Annotated in this window: 21 protein-coding genes; 10 read left to right on the top strand and 11 right to left on the bottom strand. The window is 72.9% G+C overall.

Going from position 1 to position 23444, the window contains the following annotated elements; translation table 11 throughout:
* Positions 1–6 precede the first annotated feature (6 nt).
* The 3 genes from leuD (at position 7) to AB0J40_RS26190 (ending at position 4931) form a co-directional block, all read left to right on the top strand.
* Positions 7–609 (top strand): 3-isopropylmalate dehydratase small subunit, encoded by a 603-nt coding sequence (leuD, locus tag AB0J40_RS26200; RefSeq protein ID WP_364457403.1) that lies wholly within the window; start codon positions 7–9, stop codon positions 607–609.
* A gap of 229 nt (positions 610–838) precedes the next feature.
* The gene (locus tag AB0J40_RS26195) at positions 839–1492 is read left to right on the top strand and encodes an HU family DNA-binding protein (RefSeq protein ID WP_364457401.1); all 654 of its coding nucleotides are present in this window, start codon (positions 839–841) and stop codon (positions 1490–1492) included.
* 727 nt (positions 1493–2219) lie between these two features.
* Positions 2220–4931 carry a BTAD domain-containing putative transcriptional regulator gene (locus AB0J40_RS26190; RefSeq protein ID WP_364457399.1) on the top strand — a complete coding sequence of 904 codons (2712 nt, stop codon included), beginning with the start codon at positions 2220–2222 and terminating at the stop codon, positions 4929–4931.
* Positions 4932–5008: 77 nt separating this feature from the next.
* Here AB0J40_RS26190 and AB0J40_RS26185 read toward each other — a convergent pair whose 3' ends face one another.
* The 3 genes from AB0J40_RS26185 to cofC are packed head-to-tail and all read right to left on the bottom strand — an operon-like array spanning position 5009 to position 8985.
* Positions 5009–5962 (bottom strand): NUDIX hydrolase, encoded by a 954-nt coding sequence (locus AB0J40_RS26185; protein WP_364457397.1) that lies wholly within the window; start codon positions 5960–5962, stop codon positions 5009–5011.
* Positions 5959–8322 carry an RNA degradosome polyphosphate kinase gene (locus tag AB0J40_RS26180; RefSeq protein WP_364457395.1) on the bottom strand — a complete coding sequence of 788 codons (2364 nt, stop codon included), beginning with the start codon at positions 8320–8322 and terminating at the stop codon, positions 5959–5961. The genes AB0J40_RS26185 and AB0J40_RS26180 overlap by 4 nt, the downstream gene beginning before the upstream one ends.
* Before the next feature lie 42 nt (positions 8323–8364).
* On the bottom strand, positions 8365–8985 hold the full coding sequence (gene cofC / locus AB0J40_RS26175; RefSeq protein ID WP_364457393.1) for a 2-phospho-L-lactate guanylyltransferase: 621 nt from the start codon (positions 8983–8985) through the stop codon (positions 8365–8367).
* Positions 8986–9250: 265 nt separating this feature from the next.
* Here cofC and AB0J40_RS26170 point away from each other — a divergent pair, with 265 nt between their 5' ends.
* The 3 genes from AB0J40_RS26170 to AB0J40_RS26160 all read left to right on the top strand — a co-directional run bounded on the left by AB0J40_RS26170 (position 9251) and on the right by AB0J40_RS26160 (position 11663).
* Positions 9251–9970 carry a lysophospholipid acyltransferase family protein gene (locus AB0J40_RS26170; protein WP_364457391.1) on the top strand — a complete coding sequence of 240 codons (720 nt, stop codon included), beginning with the start codon at positions 9251–9253 and terminating at the stop codon, positions 9968–9970.
* On the top strand, positions 9970–10986 hold the full coding sequence (locus tag AB0J40_RS26165; RefSeq protein ID WP_364457389.1) for an NAD(P)H-dependent glycerol-3-phosphate dehydrogenase: 1017 nt from the start codon (positions 9970–9972) through the stop codon (positions 10984–10986). Before AB0J40_RS26170 ends, AB0J40_RS26165 begins: the two co-directional genes overlap by 1 nt.
* Before the next feature lie 197 nt (positions 10987–11183).
* Complete coding sequence (locus AB0J40_RS26160) at positions 11184–11663, top strand: cysteine dioxygenase family protein (RefSeq protein WP_364457388.1); 480 nt, start codon at positions 11184–11186, stop codon at positions 11661–11663.
* 5 nt (positions 11664–11668) lie between these two features.
* On the opposite strand, the gene AB0J40_RS26155 is transcribed toward AB0J40_RS26160, so the two are convergent.
* The 6 genes from AB0J40_RS26155 to AB0J40_RS26130 all read right to left on the bottom strand — a co-directional run bounded on the left by AB0J40_RS26155 (position 11669) and on the right by AB0J40_RS26130 (position 16471).
* Positions 11669–12646 (bottom strand): asparaginase, encoded by a 978-nt coding sequence (locus AB0J40_RS26155; protein ID WP_364457386.1) that lies wholly within the window; start codon positions 12644–12646, stop codon positions 11669–11671.
* Positions 12647–12659: 13 nt separating this feature from the next.
* Positions 12660–13478, bottom strand: coding sequence for a class I SAM-dependent methyltransferase (locus tag AB0J40_RS26150; RefSeq protein WP_364457384.1), 819 nt, complete (start codon positions 13476–13478; stop codon positions 12660–12662).
* Positions 13475–13855: a VOC family protein gene (locus AB0J40_RS26145; protein ID WP_364457382.1), complete on the bottom strand. Its 381-nt coding sequence runs from the start codon at positions 13853–13855 to the stop codon at positions 13475–13477. The genes AB0J40_RS26150 and AB0J40_RS26145 overlap by 4 nt, the downstream gene beginning before the upstream one ends.
* A 64-nt stretch (positions 13856–13919) precedes the next feature.
* The gene (locus AB0J40_RS26140; RefSeq protein WP_364457380.1) at positions 13920–14660 is read right to left on the bottom strand and encodes an FAD:protein FMN transferase; all 741 of its coding nucleotides are present in this window, start codon (positions 14658–14660) and stop codon (positions 13920–13922) included.
* On the bottom strand, positions 14657–15112 hold the full coding sequence (locus tag AB0J40_RS26135; protein WP_364457378.1) for an FMN-binding protein: 456 nt from the start codon (positions 15110–15112) through the stop codon (positions 14657–14659). The genes AB0J40_RS26140 and AB0J40_RS26135 overlap by 4 nt, the downstream gene beginning before the upstream one ends.
* Positions 15113–15124: 12 nt before the next feature.
* Entirely contained in the window at positions 15125–16471 is a 1347-nt protein-coding gene (locus AB0J40_RS26130) for a ferredoxin reductase family protein (protein WP_364457808.1), read from the bottom strand.
* A gap of 147 nt (positions 16472–16618) precedes the next feature.
* Between AB0J40_RS26130 and AB0J40_RS26125 the strand changes: the two genes are divergently transcribed.
* Positions 16619–17329 carry a response regulator transcription factor gene (locus AB0J40_RS26125; RefSeq protein WP_364457376.1) on the top strand — a complete coding sequence of 237 codons (711 nt, stop codon included), beginning with the start codon at positions 16619–16621 and terminating at the stop codon, positions 17327–17329.
* Positions 17326–18747 (top strand): ATP-binding protein, encoded by a 1422-nt coding sequence (locus AB0J40_RS26120; RefSeq protein WP_364457374.1) that lies wholly within the window; start codon positions 17326–17328, stop codon positions 18745–18747. Before AB0J40_RS26125 ends, AB0J40_RS26120 begins: the two co-directional genes overlap by 4 nt.
* Here AB0J40_RS26120 and AB0J40_RS26115 read toward each other — a convergent pair.
* On the bottom strand, positions 18719–19375 hold the full coding sequence (locus tag AB0J40_RS26115) for a pyridoxamine 5'-phosphate oxidase family protein (protein WP_364457372.1): 657 nt from the start codon (positions 19373–19375) through the stop codon (positions 18719–18721). The two genes, AB0J40_RS26120 and AB0J40_RS26115, sit on opposite strands and share 29 nt — an antisense overlap.
* Positions 19376–19463: 88 nt before the next feature.
* Between AB0J40_RS26115 and AB0J40_RS26110 the strand changes: the two genes are divergently transcribed.
* Positions 19464–20834 carry a PLP-dependent aminotransferase family protein gene (locus AB0J40_RS26110; protein ID WP_364457370.1) on the top strand — a complete coding sequence of 457 codons (1371 nt, stop codon included), beginning with the start codon at positions 19464–19466 and terminating at the stop codon, positions 20832–20834.
* 981 nt (positions 20835–21815) lie between these two features.
* Positions 21816–22910, top strand: a complete 1095-nt coding sequence (locus tag AB0J40_RS26105; RefSeq protein ID WP_364457368.1) for a D-alanine--D-alanine ligase family protein — start codon at positions 21816–21818, stop codon at positions 22908–22910.
* Here AB0J40_RS26105 and AB0J40_RS26100 read toward each other — a convergent pair.
* Positions 22907–23440, bottom strand: a complete 534-nt coding sequence (locus AB0J40_RS26100; protein ID WP_364457366.1) for a DUF3515 domain-containing protein — start codon at positions 23438–23440, stop codon at positions 22907–22909. The genes AB0J40_RS26105 and AB0J40_RS26100 overlap by 4 nt on opposite strands.
* Between the last annotated feature and the right edge of the window lie 4 nt (positions 23441–23444).

The following is a 23444-nucleotide window of genomic DNA, read 5'->3' as shown; positions in this document are numbered from 1 at the left end:
ACCGACATGGAACCGTTCACCCAGCACACCGGCATCGGCGTCCCGCTGCGCCGGTCCAACGTGGACACCGACCAGATCATCCCGGCGGTCTACCTCAAGCGGGTGACCCGGACCGGGTTCGAGGACGGCCTGTTCGCCGCCTGGCGCGGTGACCAGGACTTCATCCTCAACACCGAGCCGTTCTCGCGGGGCAGCGTGCTGGTCACGGGGCCGGACTTCGGCACCGGGTCCTCCCGCGAGCACGCCGTCTGGGCGCTGATGGACTACGGCTTCCGGGTCGTCATCTCCGCCCGGTTCGCCGACATCTTCCGCGGCAACTCCGGCAAGGGCGGCCTCGTGGCCGCCCAGTGCGAGCAGCACGACGTCGAGCTGCTCTGGAAGCTGCTGGAGAACGAGCCGGGCACCGAGGTCACGGTCGACCTCGAGACCAAGACCGTGCGGGCCAAGGACTTCACCGCGCCCTTCCAGATCGACGACTACGTCCGCTGGCGGCTGCTGGAAGGCCTCGACGACATCGCTCTCACGTTGCGCCATGCCGGTGAGATCGACGCGTTCGAGGCGGCCCGCCCCTCGTGGAAGCCGACGACCACCCCGGTCGCCGCTCCGTAGCCCGTCCGAGGGGCGGAATCCCTTGCGCTGCCGGGAATTCCGCCCCTTTTCGATCGGCTGCGACACCACACCAAACGGCCCTCGCGGGGATCTCCCGCGAGGCGGAACCCGCCCCGGGACAAGGGAAAGATTCCGCGTACCGTTTGGAATTTGTGCTGCCTTGGTAATACCGTGTCGCTAGTCGGCCCGACGCGGCCGTGGACGAGTACTTCCTTCTTGGAGGACTGGAATGGCCAACAAGGCCCAGCTGATCGAGGCGCTGACGGAGCGCCTGGGCGACAAGAAGGCCGCTTCCGAGGCGGTCGACGGTCTGGTCGACATCATCATCCGGACGGTCAACAAGGGCGAAAAGGTCAACATCACCGGCTTCGGGGTGTTCGAGAAGCGTGCCCGCGCCGCTCGTACCGCGCGCAACCCGCGTACCGGTGAGGCCGTGAAGGTCAAGAAGACCAATGTGCCGGCGTTCCGCGCCGGAACCACGTTCAAGGACGTCATCTCCGGCGCGAAGAAGCTGCCGAAGGCGACGCCGGTGAAGCGCGCGTCTTCCCGTACTACGACATCTTCCCGGGCGACGACGTCCACGCGGGCGGCCGCGGCCAAGCCGGCGACGACGCGCGCGACGACGACGCGGACCCGCGCGGCGGCGGCCAAGCCGGCGACGACAACGCGCGCGACGGCCGCGAAGGCGACCACGTCCCGCGCGAAGGCGGCTCCGAAGGCGACCACGGCTTCGAAGACGACGGCGGCGAAGTCCACGGCGGCCAAGACCACGGCTGCCAAGACGACGGCGGCGAAGACGACGGCCGCGAAGTCCACGACGACCCGGCGCACGACGGCCGCGAAGGCTCCGGCCCGGCGCACCACGGCGGCGAAGAAGAGCTGACCACCCGAAACTGTCGGACCCCTGCGGTAACGTGAAAACGGGGGTCCCCCAGGGGGTGACCCCCGCTGGGCGTAGGACATTCACGGCAGGGCCCCGCGCACCCGTGCGCGGGGCCCTGCCGTGTTCGCGGGCTTGCCTGCGCTGGCTTGGTGGGGGAGAAGCAGGTGGCCGTGGTGTCGTTGTCGCCGGGCTGAATGCCACGAGCGCGGCTGTAGTGAGCGCGGCGGCTGTCGCGGGCGCGGCTGCGGCGCGCGCGGCTGTCGCTGGCGGGGTTGTCGCCGGGCCGAATGCCGCGGGCGTGGCTGTGGCGAGCGCGGCGGCTGTCGCCGGCGCGGTTGTCGCCGGGCCGAATGCCGCGGGCGCGGCTGTCGCGGGCGTGGCTGTGGCTAGCGCAGCTGTGTCGAGCGCAGCTGTCGCCGGGCCGAACGTTGCCAGGTACACCGATGCCGACCGATTCCCCGCCCCAGGCGGAACGCGCGTTACCCACCGCCAAGATCGGCCGTCCGAACGGGATCCGGACACCACCCGCGCGGAGCACCCTTCCGCCCCGCAACCGGTTCCGCCCAATTTCGCAAAGTTGCTTGAGCGCCCGGCCGAGTGATGCCACGCTGCGTTCCTCGGGGTCCGCGTCCGGCGGTGTCCCGCGGCGCGCGCGAACCTGGGGGCGACCACCATCGAGATCCGGCTGCTCGGCCCGTTCCAGGCGCTCGTCGGCGGTTCGCCGGTCGTGCTGACCAGCTCCCGGCAGCGCGCGCTGCTCGCGACGCTCGCCCTCTCCGCGGGCCGCCTGGTGACGATCGACGCCCTCGCGCGCGGCGTGTGGGGCGAAGCGCCGCCCGCGCACATCCGCGGCAGCCTCCAGACCTACGTCATGCGGCTGCGCCGGCTGTGCGGCGAAGACACCGTCGTCACCGAACCGGACGGGTACCGGCTGGTCGTCGACCCGTCCCGGGTGGACGCGCTGCGCTTCCTCCGCACCCTCGACCAGGCCGCCGCCTCGAGCGAACCCACCCGCCGCCGCGCCCTGCTCACCGCCGCGCTCGCCGCCTGGGGCGGCACCCCCCTCGAAGGCGTCGGCTCTCCCGTGCTCGCCGCCGAATGGGGGCCGCTGCTGACCGAGCGGTACCTCTTCGCCGTCGAGCAGCGCATCGACCTCGACACCGGGCTCGTCCCCGACGCGCGGCTCGTCGCCGAACTCACCGACCTCGTCGCCCAGCACCCGCTGCGGGAATCGTTGTGGGAACGGCTGGTGCGCGTCCTCGCCCGGTCCGGCCGCCGCGCCGAAGCGCTGTCCCGCTACGCCGGGCTGCGCGCCCTGCTGGCCGACGAACTGGGCGTCGAACCCGGCGAGGACCTGCGCCGCCTGCACGCCGAACTGCTCGCCGCCGACAGCGAACCCGCCGTGCACACCGTGCCGCGCCAGCTGCCCTTCGACGTCGCCGGCTTCACCGGCCGCGGCCCCGAACTCGCCGAACTCGACCGGCTGCCGCCCGGCGGGGCGTCCGGCATCGTCGTCATCGAAGGCACGGCCGGGGTCGGGAAGACGTCGCTGGCCGTGCACTGGTCGCACCGCGTCCGCGACCGCTTCGCCGGCGGCCAGCTGTTCCTGGACCTGCGCGGGCACTCTGCGGGCACGCCCGTCACGCCCGAGGCCGCGCTGGCCGGGTTCCTGCGTGCCCTCGGCGTCCCGCCCGAAGCCCTGCCTTCCACAGTGGAGGAACGCTCCGCGCTCCTGCGCAGCCGCCTCGCCGGCAGCCGCACGCTCATGCTGCTCGACAACGCCCGCGACGCCGACCAGGTCCGCCCGCTGCTGCCCGGTCCGGGCAACCTCGTCGTCGTGACCAGCCGCAACCAGCTGCGCGGCCTCGTCGCCCGCGACGGCGCCCGCCGGATCGCCTTGCGCTCCTTCGACGACGTCGACGCCACCGCCCTGCTCGCCGGCAGCGTCGGACCCCAGCGCCTCGCCGCCGAACCGGACGCTGTCGCCGAGCTCGTCCAGCTGTGCGGCCGGCTGCCGCTGGCGCTGGCGCTGGCCGGGGAACGCGCGTCGCGCTTCTCCGGCGTTTCGCTCGCGGGGATCGTCGAAGAGCTGCGCGACCAGCGGCTGCGCCTGGACACCCTGCGCGACCCGCAGGACGCCGGCACGGATCTGCGCGCCGCGTTCTCGTGGTCGTACAAGGCGTTGCGCCCCGCCGCCGCGCGCTTCTTCCGGCTGCTCGGCCTGCACCCCGGCCACGGCTTCAGCCTGTCCTCGGCCGCCGCGCTCGCCGGCGCGAACCTGCGCGAAGCCCGCGAGCTCGCCGACCAGCTCGCCGCCGCGCACCTGCTCAACCAGCCCAGCACCGACCGGTACCAGTTCCACGACCTGCTGCGCGTCTACGCCGCCGAGCTCGTCGAAACCGAGTCGAGCGCGGCCGAACGCACGGCCGCGCTGCGCCGGCTCCTCGACTGGTACCTCGCGACCGTCGCCGAAGCGACCAAGCTCGTCCGCCCCGACCTGCTCACCGACGACATCGCGCTCGACGCCCCGCCCCTGCCCGCCGTCCCGTTCACCCAGCACGAACAGACGATCTCCTGGTACATGACCGAACGCGCGGCGCTCACCGCGCTCGTCGGCATCGCCGCCGAAAACGGCTTCACCGCCCACGCGTGGAAGCTCGCCTGGCTGCTGCGCGGGTTCTTCGCCGAGCGCCACGACCGCGACGACTGGATCACGACGGCCCGCACGGCCGTCACCGCCACCCGCGCCGCGGACGACAACACGGGCCTGCAGTACAGCGCCAACAACCTCGGCTCGGCGTACCTGCGCACCCTGCAGCCCGACAAGGCGCTCGAAGCCCTGGAGGAGGCGCGCGCGGCGTCCGAGCGGGGCGACGGGACCGCGCTGGCCGTGGCGATCCTGTCCAACCTGGCCGGCGCGTACTACGTGCGGGCCGAGTACGCCGAGGCCGAGCGCCACGCGCTGCAGGCGGTCCGGCTCGCCCGCGACCACGGCCAGCGGACGTTCGTGCCGCACGCGCTGCTGAACGTGAGCGCCAGCCGCATCGGCCTGCGCAACTACGACAACGCCGCCGAAGCGGCCCAGGCGGCGCACGAAGCCTTCGAAGGCTTGGGCGACCGCTATCACGCGGCCCTGGCGCTGGGGAACGTCGCCGAAGCGCTCGAAGGGGCCGGCCGGCACGAAGAAGCGGAGAAGGCGGGCTTGGAAGCGCTCGCCGAACTGAAGGAGCTGAACGCGGACTACGGCACGATCGACGTCCGGATCACCCTCGGCAGGCTCAAGCTCCGCACGGGGCGGGGCGAGGAGGCGCGGCAGCAGTGGGCCGAGGCGCTGAACGTCTGCCAGCGCCTCGGCGATCCCCGCATCCCGGAGATCCAGGCCCTGCTGGCGACGGTGCCGGCAGCCGGGCCCCCGGCCCGGGATGCGCCGTACCCCTAGCCCGGCGCAGCCCAGCGGGACCCGGTACCAGTACACCAAGATCGACTGTCACGACGCTGTCGCGTGACAGCGGCGCCTCAGCGGTGGCTGGGCGAGGGGGCCGGCAGTGCGCTCGGGTGGTAGTCGGCCGCCAGGAGGACCGGGCCCTCCTCCGCCGTCGGCGGGCGGAACGACAGGACCCAGAACGAGCCCTTCTTGCTCGGCACCACGCCGCCGCGCACGGCGGGCAGCTCCACGCCGTCGCGGTCGGCCAGTGCGCTGACCAGGTCCGGGATCACGCCGCCCTGGCTGCAGACCACCGGGGTCCCGCCGTCGCCCGCCAGCGCCAGCAGGCGCGCGACGCCCAGCACCGGGTCCGGCCAGTACCCCTCTTCCGACAGCAGCGGCTCGTGGCGCACCTCGGTGCCGACGTCTTCGGCGACCCCGTGCACCGTCTGCACGCACCGCAGCCGCGGCGCCGACAGCACCCGGTCCGGGCCGAACAGGCCCAGCACCCGCCGCAGCGCGGACGCCTGCTTCAGGCCCGCCTCCGACAACGGCCGCAGGTCGTCGTCGCCGGTCCACTCGTCGCGCTTGCCCGCCTTCGCGTGGCGCACCAGCACCAGCGTCGTCAGGCCCACCGGGACCTCGCAGAAAGCGCGCAGCACCCGCACGTCTTCCGGCCGTGTCAGCAGCTTCTCCGCCGCCGTCGCGTCGAGCCAGCGCAGCTCGTCGACCTCGTCGTTCGCCGCGAACTCACCCGACACGGCTTCGGCGCTGAAGTAGTCGACCGTCTTCGGGACCGTCCCGCCGCCGTCGCGCGCCGGCACCGGGTACGCCGTCCGGGCCACGTACCGGCCCAGTACCGCGTCGAACCCCGTCTCCTCGCGCACTTCGCGCACGGCGGCCTCGGCGATCGTCTCGCCCGGATCGAGCTTCCCCTTCGGCAGCGACCAGTCGTCGTACCGCGGGCGGTGGACCAGGGCGACCTCCGTCACCCGACCGGCGACGCGCCACAGCACCGCGCCGGCCGCCCGTACCTCGTGGGTCATCCGGCGGCCCCGTGCAGCTTCGCCAGCTCCAGCTGGTGGTCGCGCACCCGCGAGCCGTCCGCCGGGAACGGCGACCACTCGCCGCTCGCCGTCAGCACCCAGCACCGCGTCGCCGGGTCGAGCGCCGAGTCGAAGATGTCGTCGAGCTGCCGGGTCAGCTTCGGGTCCTTGACGCGCACCAGCGCCTCGATCCGCCGGTCCAGGTTCCGGTGCATCATGTCCGCGCTGCCGATCCAGTGCGTCCCGCCCGCGCGGAAGTGGAAGATCCGCGAGTGCTCGAGGAACCGGCCGAGGATCGACCGCACGTGGATGTTTTCCGACAGGCCTTCGACGCCGGGTTTCAGCGCGCAGATCCCGCGGACCACGACCTCGACGGGCACGCCGGCCTGCGACGCGTGGTAGAGCGCGTCGATCACCTGCTCGTCGACCAGCGAGTTGCACTTGATCCGGATGCCGGCCTGCTGCCCGGCCCGCGCCAGCTCGATCTCCTCGCCGATCGCCCGCACGATGCCACGGCGGATGCCGTGCGGCGACGTCAGGATCGTCCGGTAGGTGTCCTGCCGCGAGTAGCCGGTCAGGACGTTGAACAGGTCGGTGATGTCCGCGCCGATGCTCGGGTCGGCCGTCAGCAGCCCGAGGTCCTCGTACAGCCGCGCGGTCTTCGGGTTGTAGTTGCCGGTGCCGATGTGGCAGTAGCGCCGGATCGTCGAGCCCTCCTGGCGCACGACCATCGACACCTTGCAGTGCGTCTTCAGCCCGACCAGGCCGTACACGACGTGCACGCCCGCGCGCTCCAGCGTCCGCGCCCAGGTGATGTTGGCCTGCTCGTCGAAGCGCGCCTTGATCTCGACCAGCGCGACGACCTGCTTGCCCGCCTCGGCGGCGTCGATCAGCGCGTCGACGATCGGCGAGTCGCCGGACGTCCGGTACAGCGTCTGCTTGATCGCGAGGACCTTCGAGTCGGCCGCCGCCTGCTCGATGAAGCGCTGCACGCTGGTGGAGAACGAGTCGTACGGGTGGTGCACCAGCACGTCACCCTCGCGCAGCGTCGCGAAAACGCTCTTCGGCGTCTCACGCTCGCCGAACGCCGGGTGCGTCGCCGGGACGAACGGCCGGTCCTTCAGCTCCTTGCGGTCCACTCCGGACAGCTGGTGCAGGCAGGTCAGGTCGAGCAGGCCGGGCACCTCGACGACGTCCGCCGGGTCGACGTCCAGCTCGCGCAGCAGCAGCTCGAGCATGTGCTCGCTCATGTCCTGCGCGACCTCGAGCCGCACCGGCGGGCCGAACCGGCGCTGCGCCAGCTCGCGCTCGAGGGCCTGCAGGAGGTCCTCGTCACGGTCTTCGTCGACCTCGAAGTCGGCGTTGCGGGTGACGCGGAAGACGTGGTGCTCGGTGACGTCCATGCCGGTGAACAGCTCGCCGAGGTGCGCGGCGATGAGCTCTTCGAGGGGCAGGAACGTCGCCGTCCGGCTGGTGCGCTCGGTCTCGACGCGCATCAGGCGCGGCACGTTGCTCGGCACCTTCACGCGGGCGAAGCGCTCGGTGCCGCCTTCCGGGTCGCGGACCGTCACGGCGAGGTTGAGCGAAAGGCCCGAAATGTAGGGGAACGGGTGCGCCGGGTCGACGGCCAGCGGCGTCAGGACCGGGAAGATCTGCTCGGAGAAGTAGCTGGACAGCCGGAGCTGGTCGGCGCCGGAGAGGTCGGCCCAGCCGACGATCCGGATGTCGTGCTCGGCCAGCTGCGGGCGCAGGTTCTTCTCGAAGGCGCCGGTCTGGCGTTCGACGAGGTCCTGGTTGCGCTTGGAGATGTAGTCCAGCTGCTCGCGCGGGGTGAGCCCGTCCGCGCTGCGCACCAGCAGGCCGGTCTCGTCGCGGCGCTTCAGGCCGGCGACGCGGACCATGTAGAACTCGTCCAGATTGGACGCGAAGATGGCGAGGAACTTCGTCCGCTCGAGCAGCGGCTGCGACTCGTCCTCGGCCAGCGCGAGCACGCGGGCGTTGAAGTCCTGCCAGGAGAGTTCGCGGTTGAAGTACCGGTCGTCCGGCAGCGTCTCGACGGCGGTCGGCGCGGCGGTGACCGCGGGCGGCGCGGACGGGACGGCGCGGAACTCCTCGGCGCCGCGCGGGTTGCCCTGCGCGGCGCTGCGGCGCCGGGTCGCGGCCGGGGTGGCCGCCGCGGCGGTCGTCTTGCGGGTCCTGGCCTTGCCGGCGGTGGCGCGGGCGGCGGTGTCGCGCGCGGTGGACTTCGACGGGACCTTCTTCGCCGCGGTGGTCTTCTTCGCCGTCTCCGATGATCCGTTCGCCGGGTTCCGTCGCCTCCGCGGTGCGGGCGTGCCGTCGTCTGTGCTCACGGACCCCATTCTTCACCAAGCCAGGCTGAATTGCGCAGGCCGCGGTGAAGGTCAGGTGAACAGCTCTGCGGTGTGTTTTCCGACACCCAGGCTGCTGACGTGGGCGAGGTCTTCGGGGGTGTCGACGTCGCTGCGGAGGCTCGGGAGTTCTTTCGCGAGCGGAACGGCCCCGGAGGCTTCGTGGAGGCGGGCCGAGCCGGGGCCGAAGCGCGGGTCGAGGGGGGCGCCGGGCGCGGACAGCAGGAGGGTGGTGCCGGTGCCTTGGCGGTCGGCGACGAAGGCTCTCCTGTTGTCGCTTTCGGCGATGGCCTCGGTCAGGTCGATGGCGCGCAGGGCGGGGAGGTCGGCTTGGAGCGCTCCGACGACGGCGTGCGGATCGTCTTTCCGGAGCAGCTCGGCGCCGTGGCGGAAGGCGGCGTTGAGGGTTCTCTCGGGGGGTTCGGGGACGATCTCGACGCCCTCGACGCCCAGCTCGGCGAGTTCCGCGACGGCGGCCGGATCGGCGGCGACGAGCAGCACCCGCCGGACCCGCGCGGTCGAGGTGACGGCGGCGAGGGTGTCGGCGGCGAGCGCGAGGACGAGCAGGGGGTGAAGCTCGGGCGCGACGGCACCACGCAGCCGCGACTTGCCGTCGCGGGGGTGTTTCATCGGCACGACCAGGTCCACGTCCACGTGTCCATCTTTACCCGAAACGGCGGGTGGGTGTCGGGGGGAGGGGCGGGTTGTCCACAGGTTGCGGGGGTTGTGGACAAGTCGGGAGTCAGGAGGTTGGGCCGGAGCCGAGCGCCGGGCCGGCGGCGCTGAACGACCCTCCGCGAAGCCCGCGACAGACTTCCCGGCCGCCGGTCCACCCCCGCCTCCGACCCATGATCGTCGACCAAGGAGACCCTCCCTGGACTGCCCTTACCCCGGCGCGGCAGGATCTGGGGGAGCTGACGTGGAGGAGGAGATCGTGGCCCGGCGTGAGAAGGGCGGCTTCTGGGTGGGGCTGGCCGCCGTACTGTTCTACCCGCTCACCGGCATTGCCCGGCGGGTCTACGTCGGGGCCGAGAAGATCCCGCGGCAAGGGCCGGCTCTCCTGGTCATGAACCACATCTCGCACCTGGACCCCGCCGTCGACGCCGTCTTCGTGCACCGGCAGAAGCGCGTCCCGCGGTTCCTCTTCAAGGAGAGCTTGCTGCGCGCGCCAGTCCTCGGCCCGATCGTCGGAGGGTCCGGGCAGATCCCCGTCTCGCGCGGGTCCGCCGCCGCCGGGGACAGTCTCAAGGCCGCCCACCAGGCCCTCGAAGAAGGGAAGATCGTCGTCATCTACCCCGAGGGCACCATCACCAAGGACCCCGCCGGCTGGCCGAAGGAGTCCTTCACCGGCGCCGCCCGGCTCGCGCTGCAGAACGACGTCCCCGTCATCCCCATCGCGCGGTGGGGCACCAGCCAGATCTTCAACGGCTACACGAAGAAGTTCACGCCCTTCCCGCGCAAGACGATCACCCACTCCGTCGGCGACCCGATCGACCTGTCCGCCTACCGCGGCGGCAACACCCGCAGCGCGTCGAAGCTGCGCGAGGTCACCCAGGTGATGATGGACGAGGTGACCCGCCTGCTCGGCGAGATCCGCCACGAAGAACCGCCGTCGGCGAAGCCGGGGGACCCCGCCTGATGCGCGCCGACGTCCAGCGGGTCACCGTGCTCGGGGCCGGCTCGTGGGGCACCGCCTTCGCGAAGGTGCTCGGCGACGCCGGGCGCGACGTCACGATGTGGGCGCGCCGCGAACAGGTCGCCGAGGACATCCGCGAGCGGCACGCCAACGGCGCCTACCTCCCCGGGATCCAGCTGCCCGGGAACGTCACCGCGACCAGCGACCCCGAAAAGGCCCTGCACGACGCCGAAGCCGTCGTCCTGGCCGTGCCCAGCCAGAGCCTGCGCGCGAACCTCTCGGAGTGGCGCCCGCTGCTGCCGCCCGGCGCGATCCTCGTCAGCCTCGCCAAGGGCGTCGAACTCGGCACGCTCAAGCGGATGAGCGAGGTCATCGGCGAGATCGTCGGGATCGACCCCGGAGAAGTCGTCGTCGTCACCGGGCCGAACCTGGCCAAGGAGATCGCCGCCGGGCAGCCGTCCGCTTCGGTGCTCGCCTGCGCCGACCACGAACGCGCCGTCGCGATCCAGCGCGCCTGCGCCAACTCCTACTTCCGCCCGTACACCAACACCGACGTCGTCGGCTGCGAGCTCGGCGGCGCGTGCAAGAACGTCATCGCGCTCAGCACCGGCATGGCCGCCGGCCTGGGCCTGGGCACCAACACGATGGCGACCCTCATCACCCGCGGCCTGGCCGAGATGGCCCGGCTCGGCGCCAAGCTGGGGGCGGACCCGCTGACCTTCGCCGGGCTCGCCGGCGTCGGCGACCTGGTCGCGACCTGCTCTTCGCCGCTTTCGCGCAACCGCACCTTCGGCGAACGCCTCGGCCGCGGCGAGACGCTCGAACAGGCGCAGGCCGCCGCCGGCGGGCAGGTCGCCGAGGGCGTCATGTCGTGCTCGTCGATCCGGGCGCTGGCGCGGAGCGTCGGGGTCGACATGCCGATCACCGACGCGATGCACCGCGTCTGCCACGAGGGCGTCGACCCGCGGCAGGCGGGCGCGGAGCTGCTGGGCCGGTCGCAGAAGCACGAATGGTCCTGAAAGCCGGCCTTCTTCCCGGTTGCTGAGACGTCTTGACCGGTTCCGGGATGCCTGCGACGCTGGTCGCATGATGGCGCACGGACTCACCGAGCTGCGAGGTACGTCGTACCTCAGCGCCGTCATGTGCGCGTGTCGCTGTTGTCGGTGAACCCCGCCCCGGCCCAGCTCGACACCCCTTTTCTTCCGTGAGGACCCTCATGTTCGCCGTTCCGGACAACACCCTGCTGCGTCCCGAAAACCCCGCGCTGCGCCACCCCGTGCGCGTCGCGCTGGAGGTCGCCGCCGACCGCGACCGCTGGAAGCACCTGCTGCGCTACGACCCCGACGAGCGTTTCGCGACGCTCGTCGAGAAGGACGAGCAGCAGGAGGTCTGGCTGATGAGCTGGCTGCCCGGCCAGCGCACCGACCTGCACGACCACGCGTTCGCCAGTGGCGCGTTCACGCTGGTCAGCGGCCGGCTGACGGAGGCCGTGGCCCGCCGCGCGCCGGACGGCCGCGCGATCACCGAGCTGCACGCGCTGGCGGCGGGGCAGTCGCGGGTGTTCGGCCCGGGGTACGTGCACGAGGTGCGCAACGACGGCCCCGACCCGGCGGTCTCGATCCACGTCTACCGCGACGCGGGCCGCGCGATGCGCCCGTACCACCTCGACCCGCTGGGTGGCCCGGTCCTGGACTGAACCACTCAGTCCAGGTCGCCGCGGGCGCGGAACTCCCGCTCGATCGCGGCCCGGTCCGCGCCGCCCGCCAGCAGTGCGTGCAGCAGGATCCGCGCCTTCCGCGCGTCCAGCCAGCCGGCCATCGTCGCGCCCAGCGCGATCAGGCTGGACTCCGAGCCGTGGAAGCCGTAGGTCGACCGCAGCGTCGGGCCCGCGCCCGTTCGCGAAGCGACGACCACCGGCAGCGAAGGGACCAGCCGCGAAATCACGTCGGCCGTGCCGGCGGACACGTGCCCCGCGCCGGTCGCCGCGACCACGATCCCGCGCACGTCCGGCTGCGTGGCCGCGTGCGCGAGCACCGCCCCGGAGTCGGCCAAACCGGTCTCGACCACCGGGACCACGCCGCCGAAGTCCTCGCCACGCAACGGTGCGAGCCGGGGCGGTGACGGGTGGAACCAGTGCACCGCGTGCTCGACGACCATGCCGAGCGGACCCGCCGGCGCCGACGAGAACGCCTCCAGGTGGCTCGAATGCGCCTTCCGCACCCAGCGCGCCGCGTGGACGTCGTCGTTCAGCGTCACCAGGACACCCCGGCCGCGGCTGCGCGGGTCGGCCGCCACGGTCAGCGCGTTCCGCAGGTTGGCCGGGCCGTCCGGGCTGAGCAGCCCCGCGTTGCGCATCGCGCCGGTGACCACCACCGGGACGTCCGACGGCCAGACCAGCTCCAGGAAGTACGCGGTCTCCTCCAGGGTGTCCGTGCCCTGGACGACGACGAACCCGTCGGCCTCCTGCCGCAGCCCCCAGTCGCGGCACCGCAGCAGCGTCGCGAAGTCCAGCGACGCGCTGCCGATGCCGGCCAGCGTCTCGGCCAGGACGTCCATCGGCAGGTCGCCGAGGCCGCCGAGCAGGTCGGCCGCGCCGAGCCGGGGCACCGCGCCGCCGGAACCGGCGACCGGGGCCATGGAGATGGTGCCGCCGAGGGAGGCGAGGGCGATCAAGGACATGCGGCCACCCTATTCAGCCGGCCTTGACCGCCTGGAGCGTGTAGCTCGCCGCGATCCGCGACGGCGTGTCGCGCATCCGCCACTCGTTCCCGTCGCGGACCATCTGCCCGGGCACGGCGTCCCACGGAACGCTGTCGTGCTCGGTGAACCCGGTCAGCGTCAGCCCGTTGTCCAGCAGGGCGGTGATGATCTCGCCGAGGGAGTGGGCCCACTCGTGGGTCACGGTGTGGTGCTGCTCGCCCGCCACCTCGACGTAGCTGCCCGGTTCGTCGAACACGAGCGGCTCGGTGTGCTCGAAGTACGGGTAGCGCGGCACGGCCGGGTCGACGGTTTCGTCGAGCGTCGCCAGCATCGGGTGGCACTCCCGGATGAACAGCCGCCCGCCGGGGCGCAGCAGCCCGGCGACCACCGCAGCCCAGCGCGCCACCGACGGCAGCCAGCACAGCGCGCCGATCCCGGTGTAGACCAGGTCGAACCGCCCGGAGCCCAGCACCTCGACGGCGTCGTACACGTTGGCTTCGTGGAAGTCGATGGACGCGCCGACCGCCTCGGCCCGCCGCCGGGCCTCTTCGAGCGCCGGTCCCGAGAAGTCCAGGCCGGTCATCGAAGCGCCGAGCCGGGCCAGGGAAATCGTGTCCGAGGCCAGGTGGCACTGCAGGTGGACGCCGCGCAGCCCGCTGATGTCGCCCAGGCGCGGCCGGTCGAACCGCACGACGGGACTGAGGTGCGCCGGATCGGTGACGAAGTCGTCGAAGCTGTAGCCCGGCGACGCCGCGTGCAGCACCGCGCGTTCGTCCCAGTTGGCCTTGTTGACGGCGAACGAGTCCGTCACGACGTCGCCGCCCGTTCGGCCGCGCTGCGCAGCACGCAGAACTCGTTGCCCTCGGGGTCGGCGAGCACGGCCCAGCCGGTGCCGTCGGGCTTGCGGAGGTCGTTCACCAGCGTGGCGCCCAGCCCGAGCAGCCGCTCGACCTCCTCGTCGCGCGGGCCGTCCGGCCGCAGGCACACGTGGAGCCGGTTCTTGACCGTCTTCGGCTCGGGGACGCGCAGGAACAGCATGTCGATGCCGCCTTCGAGCTCGATGCCGCACTCGTCGTCGCCGGGCTGGTCCTCTTCGGGCACCGGCTTCCCGGTGACCTCGCTCCAGAACCGGCACAGTTCGTACGGATCGGCGCAGTCGACGGACACGTGCAGGACGGACGACGGCATGGCTCTCCTCCGGGCAGACGGCTGGTCCCGAGTCTGGCCGAGTCACCGGGTGAGCGCGAACGGATTACGACGCGAGCGCGAGCCCCGCCGTCCGGTGCACGCGGCGGCTGTCGTCGACGATGAGGATCTCGCAGTCCGGCCGGTCGGCCGCCCACGTGATGCCTTCGGCGCCCATCGCGAACGCCGCCGTCGCCAGCGCGTCCGCGGTGACCAGGTCGCGGGCCATGACGGTGACGCTCAGCAGCCCGGTCGCCGGCGCGCCCGACCGGCCGTCGAGGATGTGCGAGCCGCGCTCGTAGGCCGCCGACGTCGCGATGGCGCCGTCGCGCGACTCCAGCACCGCGCACACGGACAGGGGCTGCTCGGGGTGGCGGACGCCGACCCGCCACGGCCGTCCGGGCCGCGGCTCGCCGGCGGTGACGACGTCGCCGCCGGCGTTGAGGCAGAACGTCGTCGCGCCTTCGGCCTTGAGCATGTCGGCGGCGCGCTGCACCGCCCAGCCCTTCACCACCGCGCACGGGTCGAGGCCGCGGCCGGGCAGCCGCGCGCGGAACGCGCCGCCGGAAAGCTGCTCGTAGTACGCGCAGAGCTCGAGCACCTCGAGCAGGTCGTCGCTCAGCCCGCCGGCCGTCAGCTCGCCGCGGTCGTACCGGCTGACCTCGCTGTCCTCCTTGAAGGGGCTGAACTTCGCGTCGACGTCGCGGAACCAGGCGAACACGTCGTCGACGATTTCGGCGAAATCGCCCTCGTCCCGCAGGTCGAGGGAGATCGGCAGGCCCATCACCTGCTCCACGCGCGTGGTCATCTGCTGCCCCGTGCGTCGATGGCCGCCTGCAGCGACGTCTTGTAGGACTCGCTCGTCTCGGTCGCCCCGGTGATCGTGTCGATGTCGGCGCTCTGCGCCTTCATCGCTTCTTCCTGCAGGCGCGGCAACGCGGTCAGCGCGCGGCCGTCGTCCGGGGCCCGCAGCAGCGTGACCGCGACCATCCGCGACCCGGTGAAGGTCACCTGCACCTGCACGGTGCCGTAGCGGCTGGACTCCGCGGTGCCCTGGGTGGTCACCGTCGCATTCGCACTGTCCGAAGTGGACGGAGCAGTCGACGTCGAAGTGGGCGGACCGGCCGATGTGGACGGTGCGCTGGTGCTGGGCGGCGCCTGCGCGACGGAGGCGGTGTTGTGCACCGGCCCCGGCTCGAACCGCCAGACCGCGATGAACCCCGCGATCGACAGCGCGACGACGAAAATGGTCTTCTTCACGACAGCGTCCCCCTAGGCCGCGAGGCTGAAGCGTTCGGCGTGGACCTGGGTCTTCGGCACCTTCAGCTCGCGCAGGCTGCGCAGCACGGCCGACGTCATCCCGGGCGGGCCGCAGACGAACACGTCCCGTTCGTGGACGTCCGGCACCATCATGTGCAGGTTCGCCGGGCCGAGCATCGCCCCGCGCGGGCCGACCGCCTGGTCCGGTCCGGTGAGGACGCTGACGACGGCGCCGCGGGCCTTGGCCAGCCCGTTCAACTCGGGCAGCAGCACCGCGTCGGCCTGCGTGCGCACCCGGTACAGCACGACGACGTGGCCGTCGATGTCCTCCAGCAGCGCCCGGATCGGCGTGATGCCGACGCCGCCCGCCACGAGCAGCGCGTTGGGCCGCCGCTGGTGGATCGTCGTGAACGCGCCGTACGGGCCTTCGGCGAACACCCGCGTCCCGACGCGCAGGTTGCGCAGCGACGCGCTGGCGTCGCCGAGCGCCTTCGCGGTCAGCCGCAGCGTGCGGCCGTCGGGCGCGGCCGAGAGCGAGAAGGGGTTGGCCTGCCACCAGCGGTCCTTCGTGAGGAAGCGCCACAGGAAGAACTGGCCCGCCCGGGCCGGCATCTTGTCGAGGTGCTTGCCGGTCATGTACACCGAAACCACGTCCGGGGCTTCGGACACGACCGCGGTCACGCGCAGCTGGTGGCGCAGGTTCCGCCACAGCGGCAGCAGGACGCGCCCGGCGAGCACGGCGGCGCCGGCGCCGAGCCAGAGCGTCCACCAATAGGTCTTCGCGGTTTCCGAGCCGGCGAACGACTGGCCCAGCGCGATCTGGTGGGTGAACGCCAGCAGCACCGCGGCGTAGGTGTAGAGGTGGATGAAGTGCCACGTCTCGTACGCCAGCCGCTTGCGCGCGAACTTCGCCGAAGCCGTCCCGACGACGAGGATCACCGCGAACGCGACCAGCGCCCGCAGGATGCCTTCGAGGGTGTCGGCCATCTCGACCAGTTCGTCGACGACGCCCTTGCTCGACACCTCCGCGTAGCCGAACGCGATGAACACCAGGTGCGCCAGCAGGGTCCACAGGATCGTGAAGCCGGTCCAGCGGTGCCACGTCGTGAGCCGGTCCATCCCGATCCGCCGGTCCAGCCAGGGCAGCCGCGCGACGAGCAGCAGCTGGACCGCCATGGCCAGCGCGCCGTACATCCCGGCGAGCCGCCCGATGCTGATCAGCACGTTCTGCGACAGGCCGGCCTCGGCGAACAGCGCGGTGACGGCCGCCACGTTGGCGCCCAGGAAAAGGAAGAGGCCGGATTTCGCGGCGATCCGGGGGCGGATCGCCGGGCGCGTGGCCTCGGCGGTCTGCGTCATGGTGGTCACACGGATCCCCTTCGGTTTCGGTTCACGAAGGCCAGCCTCGCCACGGACCCTGTGGCGAGTCTGGGTACCGGCTGTCGGATTCCTGTCGGCCCGCGCCACCGCTCGCCGAGCACGCGCGCGCCGGGAGAAGATGGGGTGGTGCAGCCTGCCGAGCCCGTCCGCCTGCTCGTCGTCGACGACGAGCCGCACATCGCCGACCTCGTCGCCACCGTCGCCCGGTACGAGGGCTGGCACGCGGTCACGGCCGGGTCCGGGAAGGCCGCGCTGAGCCGGGCCGCCGAGTTCGGGCCGGACATCGTCGTGCTCGACCTGATGCTGCCCGACCTCGACGGCTTCACCGTGCTCGACCGCCTGCGGGAGAACGGCAGCGCGGTCCCCGTGGTCTTCCTCACGGCCAAGGACGCGACGGCCGACCGGGTGGCCGGGCTCACCCGCGGGGGCGACGACTACCTCGTGAAACCGTTTTCCGTCGAGGAGCTGATGGCCCGGCTGCGGGCGGTGCTGCGGCGCAGCCACGGCGGGGTGCCCGCCGCGGCGCGCGGCGCGGTGCTGCGTGTCGGGGACCTGACGCTGGACGAGGACACCCGCGAGGTCCGGCGCGGCGACCGCCCGGCCGAGCTGACCCCGACCGAGTACGAGCTGCTGCGCTACCTCATGCGGCGCTCGCCGTCGGTGCTGACGAAGGCGCAGATCCTCGACCACGTCTGGGAGTACGACTTCGGCGGCCGGTCCAATGTGGTCGAACTGGTCATCTCGCACCTGCGGCGCAAGGTCGACGCGGGCGACGGCGAACCGCTGATCCACACCGTGCGCGGCGTCGGGTACGTCGTGCGCCAGGCCAACCGGTGAAAGCCTTCTTCGCGAAGTGGTACGGGGCCTGGCAGCGCACGCGGCTGGGCACCCGGATCACGCTCGGCCTCGGCGCGCTCGCGCTGGTCGTGTTCGCGGCCGTCGGCGTCACGACGGTCGGGATCATGCACGGCTACCTCGACCGGCGGCTCGACGAGCAGCTGTCCAAGAGCCAGAACACCCAGCTGCCGCAGCTGCGGGAGACGCACGGCTCGCCGCAGTCGGTCTACTCGTGGTACTCGGCGCTGTACAAGGTGCGCGACGGCGTCGCGACGCCCGAGCCGGGCGGTCAGCTGCCCGGCGACGCCAAGCCGCTGGCGAAGATCGCCGCCGACGCGGTGGACGGCGACGTCACCCGCACGATCTACCTGTCCGACGACGGGCCGTACCGGGTGCGCGCGTGCCCGGTCGACAACGGGTCGGTGCTGCTGTCGGCGGCCCCGCAGAAGGACCTCGAGGGGACGGTGCGGCAGCTGGTCTGGGTCGAGGTCGGCGCGTTCACGTTCGCGCTGGCCGTGCTGGTGGTCGTCGGGCGGCTGGTGCTGCGCCGCGGCCTGCGCCCGCTGGCCGACATGGCGGGCACCGCGCACGACATCGCGTCCCACGACCTGACGGCGAACGCCGACCTGCCGGTGCGCGCGGCGGGCACCGGCGGCGGCGCCGAGGTCGAGGAGCTGCGGACGGCGTTCAACGTGATGCTGGCCCACATCGACACGTCCCTCGCCGCGAAGACCGAGGCGAACGAGCGGCTGCGCCGGTTCGTCGCGGACGCCTCCCACGAGCTGCGCACGCCGCTGACGTCGATCCGCGGCTACGCCGACCTCTTCCGCTACGCGGCGGCGAACGAGCCGGCGGAGCGGGAGGCGCACCTGGCGAAGATCCGTTCGGAGACGGCTCGGATGAGCGTGTTGGTCGACGACCTGCTGCTGCTGGCGCGGCTCGACGCGCGGGCCACCGAGACGCCGTTGCGGCCCGAGCGCGTCGATCTCGCCGAGCTGGCCGGGGACGCGGTGGACGCGTTCGCGGCCGGGCGGCCCGACCACCCGGTCTCCTCTTCGCTCGCGACGGCGGTCGTTTCCGCGGACCCGCTGCGGCTGCGGCAGGTGCTCGACAACCTGCTGGCCAACGCCGCCGTGCACACCCCGCCGGGGACCGCGGTGCACGTCTCGGTGGCTGCTTCGGCCGGCGAGGCGGTGGTCGAGGTCCGTGACGCCGGACCCGGGATCGCCGTGGCCGATCAGGAGCGGATCTTCGACCGGTTCTTCCGCGTCGACGACTCGCGCACCCGCGGCAACGGCGGCACCGGGCTCGGGCTGTCGGTGGTCCAGTCCCTGGTGACGGCGCACGGCGGCACGGTCACGGTGTCCTCGGAGCCGGGCCGGACGACCTTCACGGTCCGGTTGCCGCTCGCGCGGTGACGTGCGGCGGGACCTGCCAGCCGGGGGAGAGGTCTTCGGACGGCTCGGGCGCGCCGAAGACCGTCCGCACCGGGAGGACGCCCGCCCAGGCAGCATCGGCCTCGAGGTCCTCCGGCTCGTCGTCCGGGCCCTCGGCGCGCATCTTCACCGACGCCTCGGCGAGGTCGAGCGCGAGCACGCTGACCGCGGCGAACTCCTTCGCGTTGACCTCGCGCGCGTGCTCCCACGAGCCCGGCGCGAGGTGGTCGGTGAGCACCTTGAGGCCGTGCATCTTGGCTTCGGCGTCGAGCACCGGCCTCGCCTTCCCGAAGATCACCGCGCTGCGGTAGTTCATCGAGTGGTTGTTCACCGAGCGCGAGTAGACGATGCCGTCGAGGAGCGTCACCGTGACGCAGACGTCGAGGTCCCGCGCCGCCGTGCGGAGGCTCGCCGCGCCGGTGGAGCCGTGCAGGTAGAGCGTGTCGCCGTCGCGGCCGTAACCGGTCGGCAGGACGACGGGCGCGCCGTCGCGGACGATGCCGAGGTGGCAGATCAGGCCTTCGTCGAGGACGGCGTGCAGCGCCGAGCGGTCGGTCACGGCGCGGTGCTTCTTGCGGCCGAGCGTGGTGCGGGGCGTGGTGGACAGCATGCGACCAGCGTCTCCCAGCGCAGTGGCATCGGAAAACGTCCACTTCTCGTACACTTGGGAAGTCCACTCGACTTCGGGGAGGCTTCCCGTGACCCACGCCGACACCGCGCTCCCGGTCAGCCTCGACCGGTCGGCGGTGACGCCGCTGGCCGTCCAGCTCGCCGACGCGCTGCGCGAAGCCGCCGCGACCGGGCACCTGCGCGGGGGTGACCGGCTGCCGTCGACGCGGGCGCTGGCCGGCCGGCTCGGCGTCAGCCGCACGGTGACGTCGGCGGCCTACGAGCAGCTGCACGCCGAGGGCTGGATCGCCGGGCGGCACGGCTCCGGCACGTACGTGACGACGCCGCCGTCCTTCTCGGCTTCGGAGGTGCCGGCGCCCGCCGTCCCGGCGCCCGAGGCCGCCGCGCCGGTGCTGCTCGACCTCGGGCCGGGGACGCCGTGGGCGGACGGTCTGGACCGCGCGGCCTGGCGCCGCGCGTGGCGGGCCGCGGCCGACCCGGATCCCCTGGTCCGGGCGCACCGGGCGGGGCTGCCGGAGTACCGCGCGGCGGTGTCGGAGCACCTGCTGCGCCACCGCGGGCTGGCGGCGGGCTCGGTGCTGGCGACGGGCGGCACGACGGCGGCGGTCGTCGAGCTGGCGGCGGCGGTGCTGGAGCGCGGGGACGTCGTCGCGGTCGAGGAGCCGGGCTACCAGCGCGCGGTGCAGGCGTTCCGCCGGGCGGGCATGCGGGTGGTGGGCGTGCCGGTGGACGACGAGGGGTTGCGGCCCTCCGCGATCCCGGCGGGCGCGCGGGCGGTGTACTGCTCGCCGGCGCACCAGTACCCGATGGGCAGCAGGCTCTCCGCGGCGCGGCGGGTATCGCTGGTGGAGCTGGCGCGCTCGTCCGGGATGCTGGTGATCGAGGACGACTACGACGGCGAGCTGCGGTTCGACGTGGCGCCGTTGCCGATGCTGGCTTCGCTGGCACCGGACGTGGTGGCGCACCTGGGGACGACGTCGAAGATCCTCACCCCGACGCTGGGGGCGGGCTGGATGGTGGCCCCGGAGGCGATCACGTCGGCGGTCCTGGCGTACCGGGATTCGACGGGGACGCGCCCTTCGCCGGCGGGGCAGCGGGTGTTGTACGAGTTCGCGCGGAACGGCGACCTGGGCAGGCACCTGCGCAAGCTGCGACGCGAGATGGCGGAGCGGCGAACGTTGCTGGCCGGGGCTTTGTCGTCGGCCGGGATCCCCATCCGGGGCGACGACGCCGGGGCGCACCTGGTGGTGCCGTTCTCGTCGGCTTCGGTGGAGGAGTCGGTGATCGCATCGGCCGAGCGGCGGGGGATCCGGCTGGACGGGCTGGCGCGGCACTTCGCGGACGAGCCGACGGCGCACGGGGTGGCGATCGGGTACGCGGGGTGTTCTCGGGAAGCGTTGGTGGCGGCGTTGCCGACGTTGGTTTCTTTGCTTCGCTGAGGTTCTCTTGGCCTGGTGCCTGGTGCCTGGTGCCTGGTGTCGGTTGCCCGGTGCCCGCGCCGCCTGCCGCCGCCTGCTGCCCGCTGCCCGCTGCTCGTCGCCGGCAGTCCGCTGCCCGGTGTCCGCTGCCCGTCGCCCGCCGGCTGCGCCGCTTGCGCCGCAGCCGGCCCGGGGCCGGGACCGCGCTGATCGCCGCCGCCCCGAGCCCGAGCCGGTTCGCGACCTGCGCCGCCTGCCTGCTGCCCGCGCCGCCGCCTGCCTGCCTGCCTGCCTGCCTGCCTGCCGCCGGCTGCCCGCTGCTCGTCGCCGGCAGTCCGGTGCCCGGTACCCGGTGCCCGGTACCCGGTGCCCGGTACCCGGTGCCCGGTACCCGGTGCCCGGTACCCGGTGCCCGGTACCCGGTGCCCGGTGCCCGGTGCCCGGTGCCCGGTGCCCGCTGCCCGGTGCTCATCGCCCGCAGGCTGCGCCGCTTGCGCCGCAGCCTGTCCGGGGCCGGGATGCGCGGATCGCCGCCGCTCCGAGTCCGAGCCGGTCCTCGATCTGCGCCGCCTGTCTGTTGCCCGGGCCGTCGCCTGCCGCCGCCTGCTTGCCGCCCGGCTGGACCACCGGGTGCCTGTGCCGGGATGAGCGGATTGCCGCCGCGCCGAGCCGGAGCCGGTCCGCGACCTGCGCCGCCTGCTCGCCGCTCGCGCCGCCACCCTCCGGTCCGCGGCCGGAAGAGCAGCGGTTGTCCACAGGACCGCCGTGATGTGGACAACCTGGCCCAGCCGGCGGCTTTTCCGCGGTTTTGCGTCGGTGCTGGGCGATACGCTCGAAGTGGCGGTGAGCCCCCAGGGAGGGCGGGGTCCGGCCCGGGCCCACCGGCCCCTCGATGTACCGGACGTGCCAAGGCCCCCGCGGGTTGCGCTCGCCGCTCGGGCGGCGCCGTCCGTCGCACCGGGCTCGGCTGTTCCGCGAGGTCACCGGGTACGGTGGCTCACCATGAGCGAGAAGATCCGGGTGGCTGTCGTGTTCGGCGGGCGCAGCAGCGAGCACACCATCTCCTGCCTGTCCGCCGGCAGCGTCCTCGGGAACCTCGATCCGGCGCGGTTCGAGGCGGTTCCCGTCGGCATCACCCGGGAAGGCCGCTGGGTGCTCGGCACCGGCGACTCCGCCCAGCTCGCCATCCGCGGCCGCGAACTGCCCTCGGTCGACGACGGCAAGGGCCTCGTCCTCGCCGGCGATCCCTCCAGCCGGGGGCTCGTCGCCGTCGAACCCGGGCGGGAAAGCGAACTCCTCTCGCAGGTGGACGTCGTCTTCCCCGTGCTGCACGGCGCCTTCGGCGAAGACGGCACCATCCAGGGCCTGCTCGAGCTCGCCGGCATCCCGTACGTCGGCCCCGGCGTGCTCGCCAGTGCCGCCGCCATGGACAAGGAGACCGCGAAGAAACTCCTGGCCGCCGAAGGACTTCCGGTCGGCACCTTCACCGCCCTCAAGCGCGGTCAGTCCACTTTGGACGAAGCCGACCGGGTCAAGCTCGGCCTGCCCGTCTTCGTCAAGCCCTCGCGCGCCGGGTCGTCCGTCGGGATCAGCCGCGTGACGTCGTGGGACGACCTCGACGCCGCCATCGAGTTCGCGCGCGCCACCGATCCCAAGGTCCTCGTCGAGGCCGCCGTCGTCGGGCGCGAGGTCGAGTGCGGGGTCCTCGAATTCCCGGACGGGCACGTCGAAGCGTCGCTGCCCGCCGAGATCCGCGTCCTGTCCGAAGACGAAAACGCTTGGTACGACTTCGAAACCAAGTACCTCGGCGACGACGCCGAGCTCGACATCCCCGCCAAGATCGACGACGCCCTCACCGAAAAGCTGCGCGCGATGGCGGTGCGGGCCTTCCACGCGCTCGACTGCCAGGGCCTCGCCCGCGTCGACTTCTTCGTCGGCGCCGACGGCGAGCTGACCATCAACGAGGTCAACACCATGCCCGGCTTCACGACGAAGTCCGCCTACCCGAAGATGTGGGAGGTCACCGGCGTGGACTACCCGACGCTGCTGACCACGCTCATCGACACGGCGATCGCGCGCGGAACCGGACTCCGCTAGAACTTCAGCGGCTTGGCCGGCAGCTTCGCCGCCACGGTGTCCGAGATCGTCTGCAGCGGGCCGGTCCCGGCGCTGTCGGGCACGGTCAGCGCCGCGTAGACCTCGCGGTCCACGACGTACCACGTCGACGCGCCCTCGCCCGGCACCTGCAGCCACTGGACGCCGTTCACCAGGCGCAACGCCGCCGTCGGCGTCAGCTCCGGGGGCCGGTTCAGCCCGCACCGCAGCACCAGCGGGTCGTCCGCGCCCCAGGCCACCGTCGCCGGCGGCGCGGGGGCCGCCAGCTCACGGACCTTGAGGGACTTCCCGTTCGACGTCAGCTCCGCGGGCATCGCGCCCAGCAGGGTCGTGCAGCCCGGGGAGGCCGCAAAAGGCGCCGGCACGGGAACCAACGGCAGCGGACCCACGTCGTCCGAGGAGGATCGCTGGGTCACCGCGAAGACGGCGACGGCGACCGCCAGGGCCACGGCGAGCGCGGCCGCGGTGACGAGGACCACCCTGGGCGGAGCACCGGTGTCGGAGTCAGGCACCCCC

It is taken from the genome of Amycolatopsis sp. NPDC049691 (genome assembly GCF_040675005.1).
Taxonomy (GTDB): Bacteria; Actinomycetota; Actinomycetes; order Mycobacteriales; family Pseudonocardiaceae; genus Amycolatopsis.
Note: the sequence above shows the minus strand (reverse complement) of the source record. Positions and strands in the feature narration are given on the sequence as shown.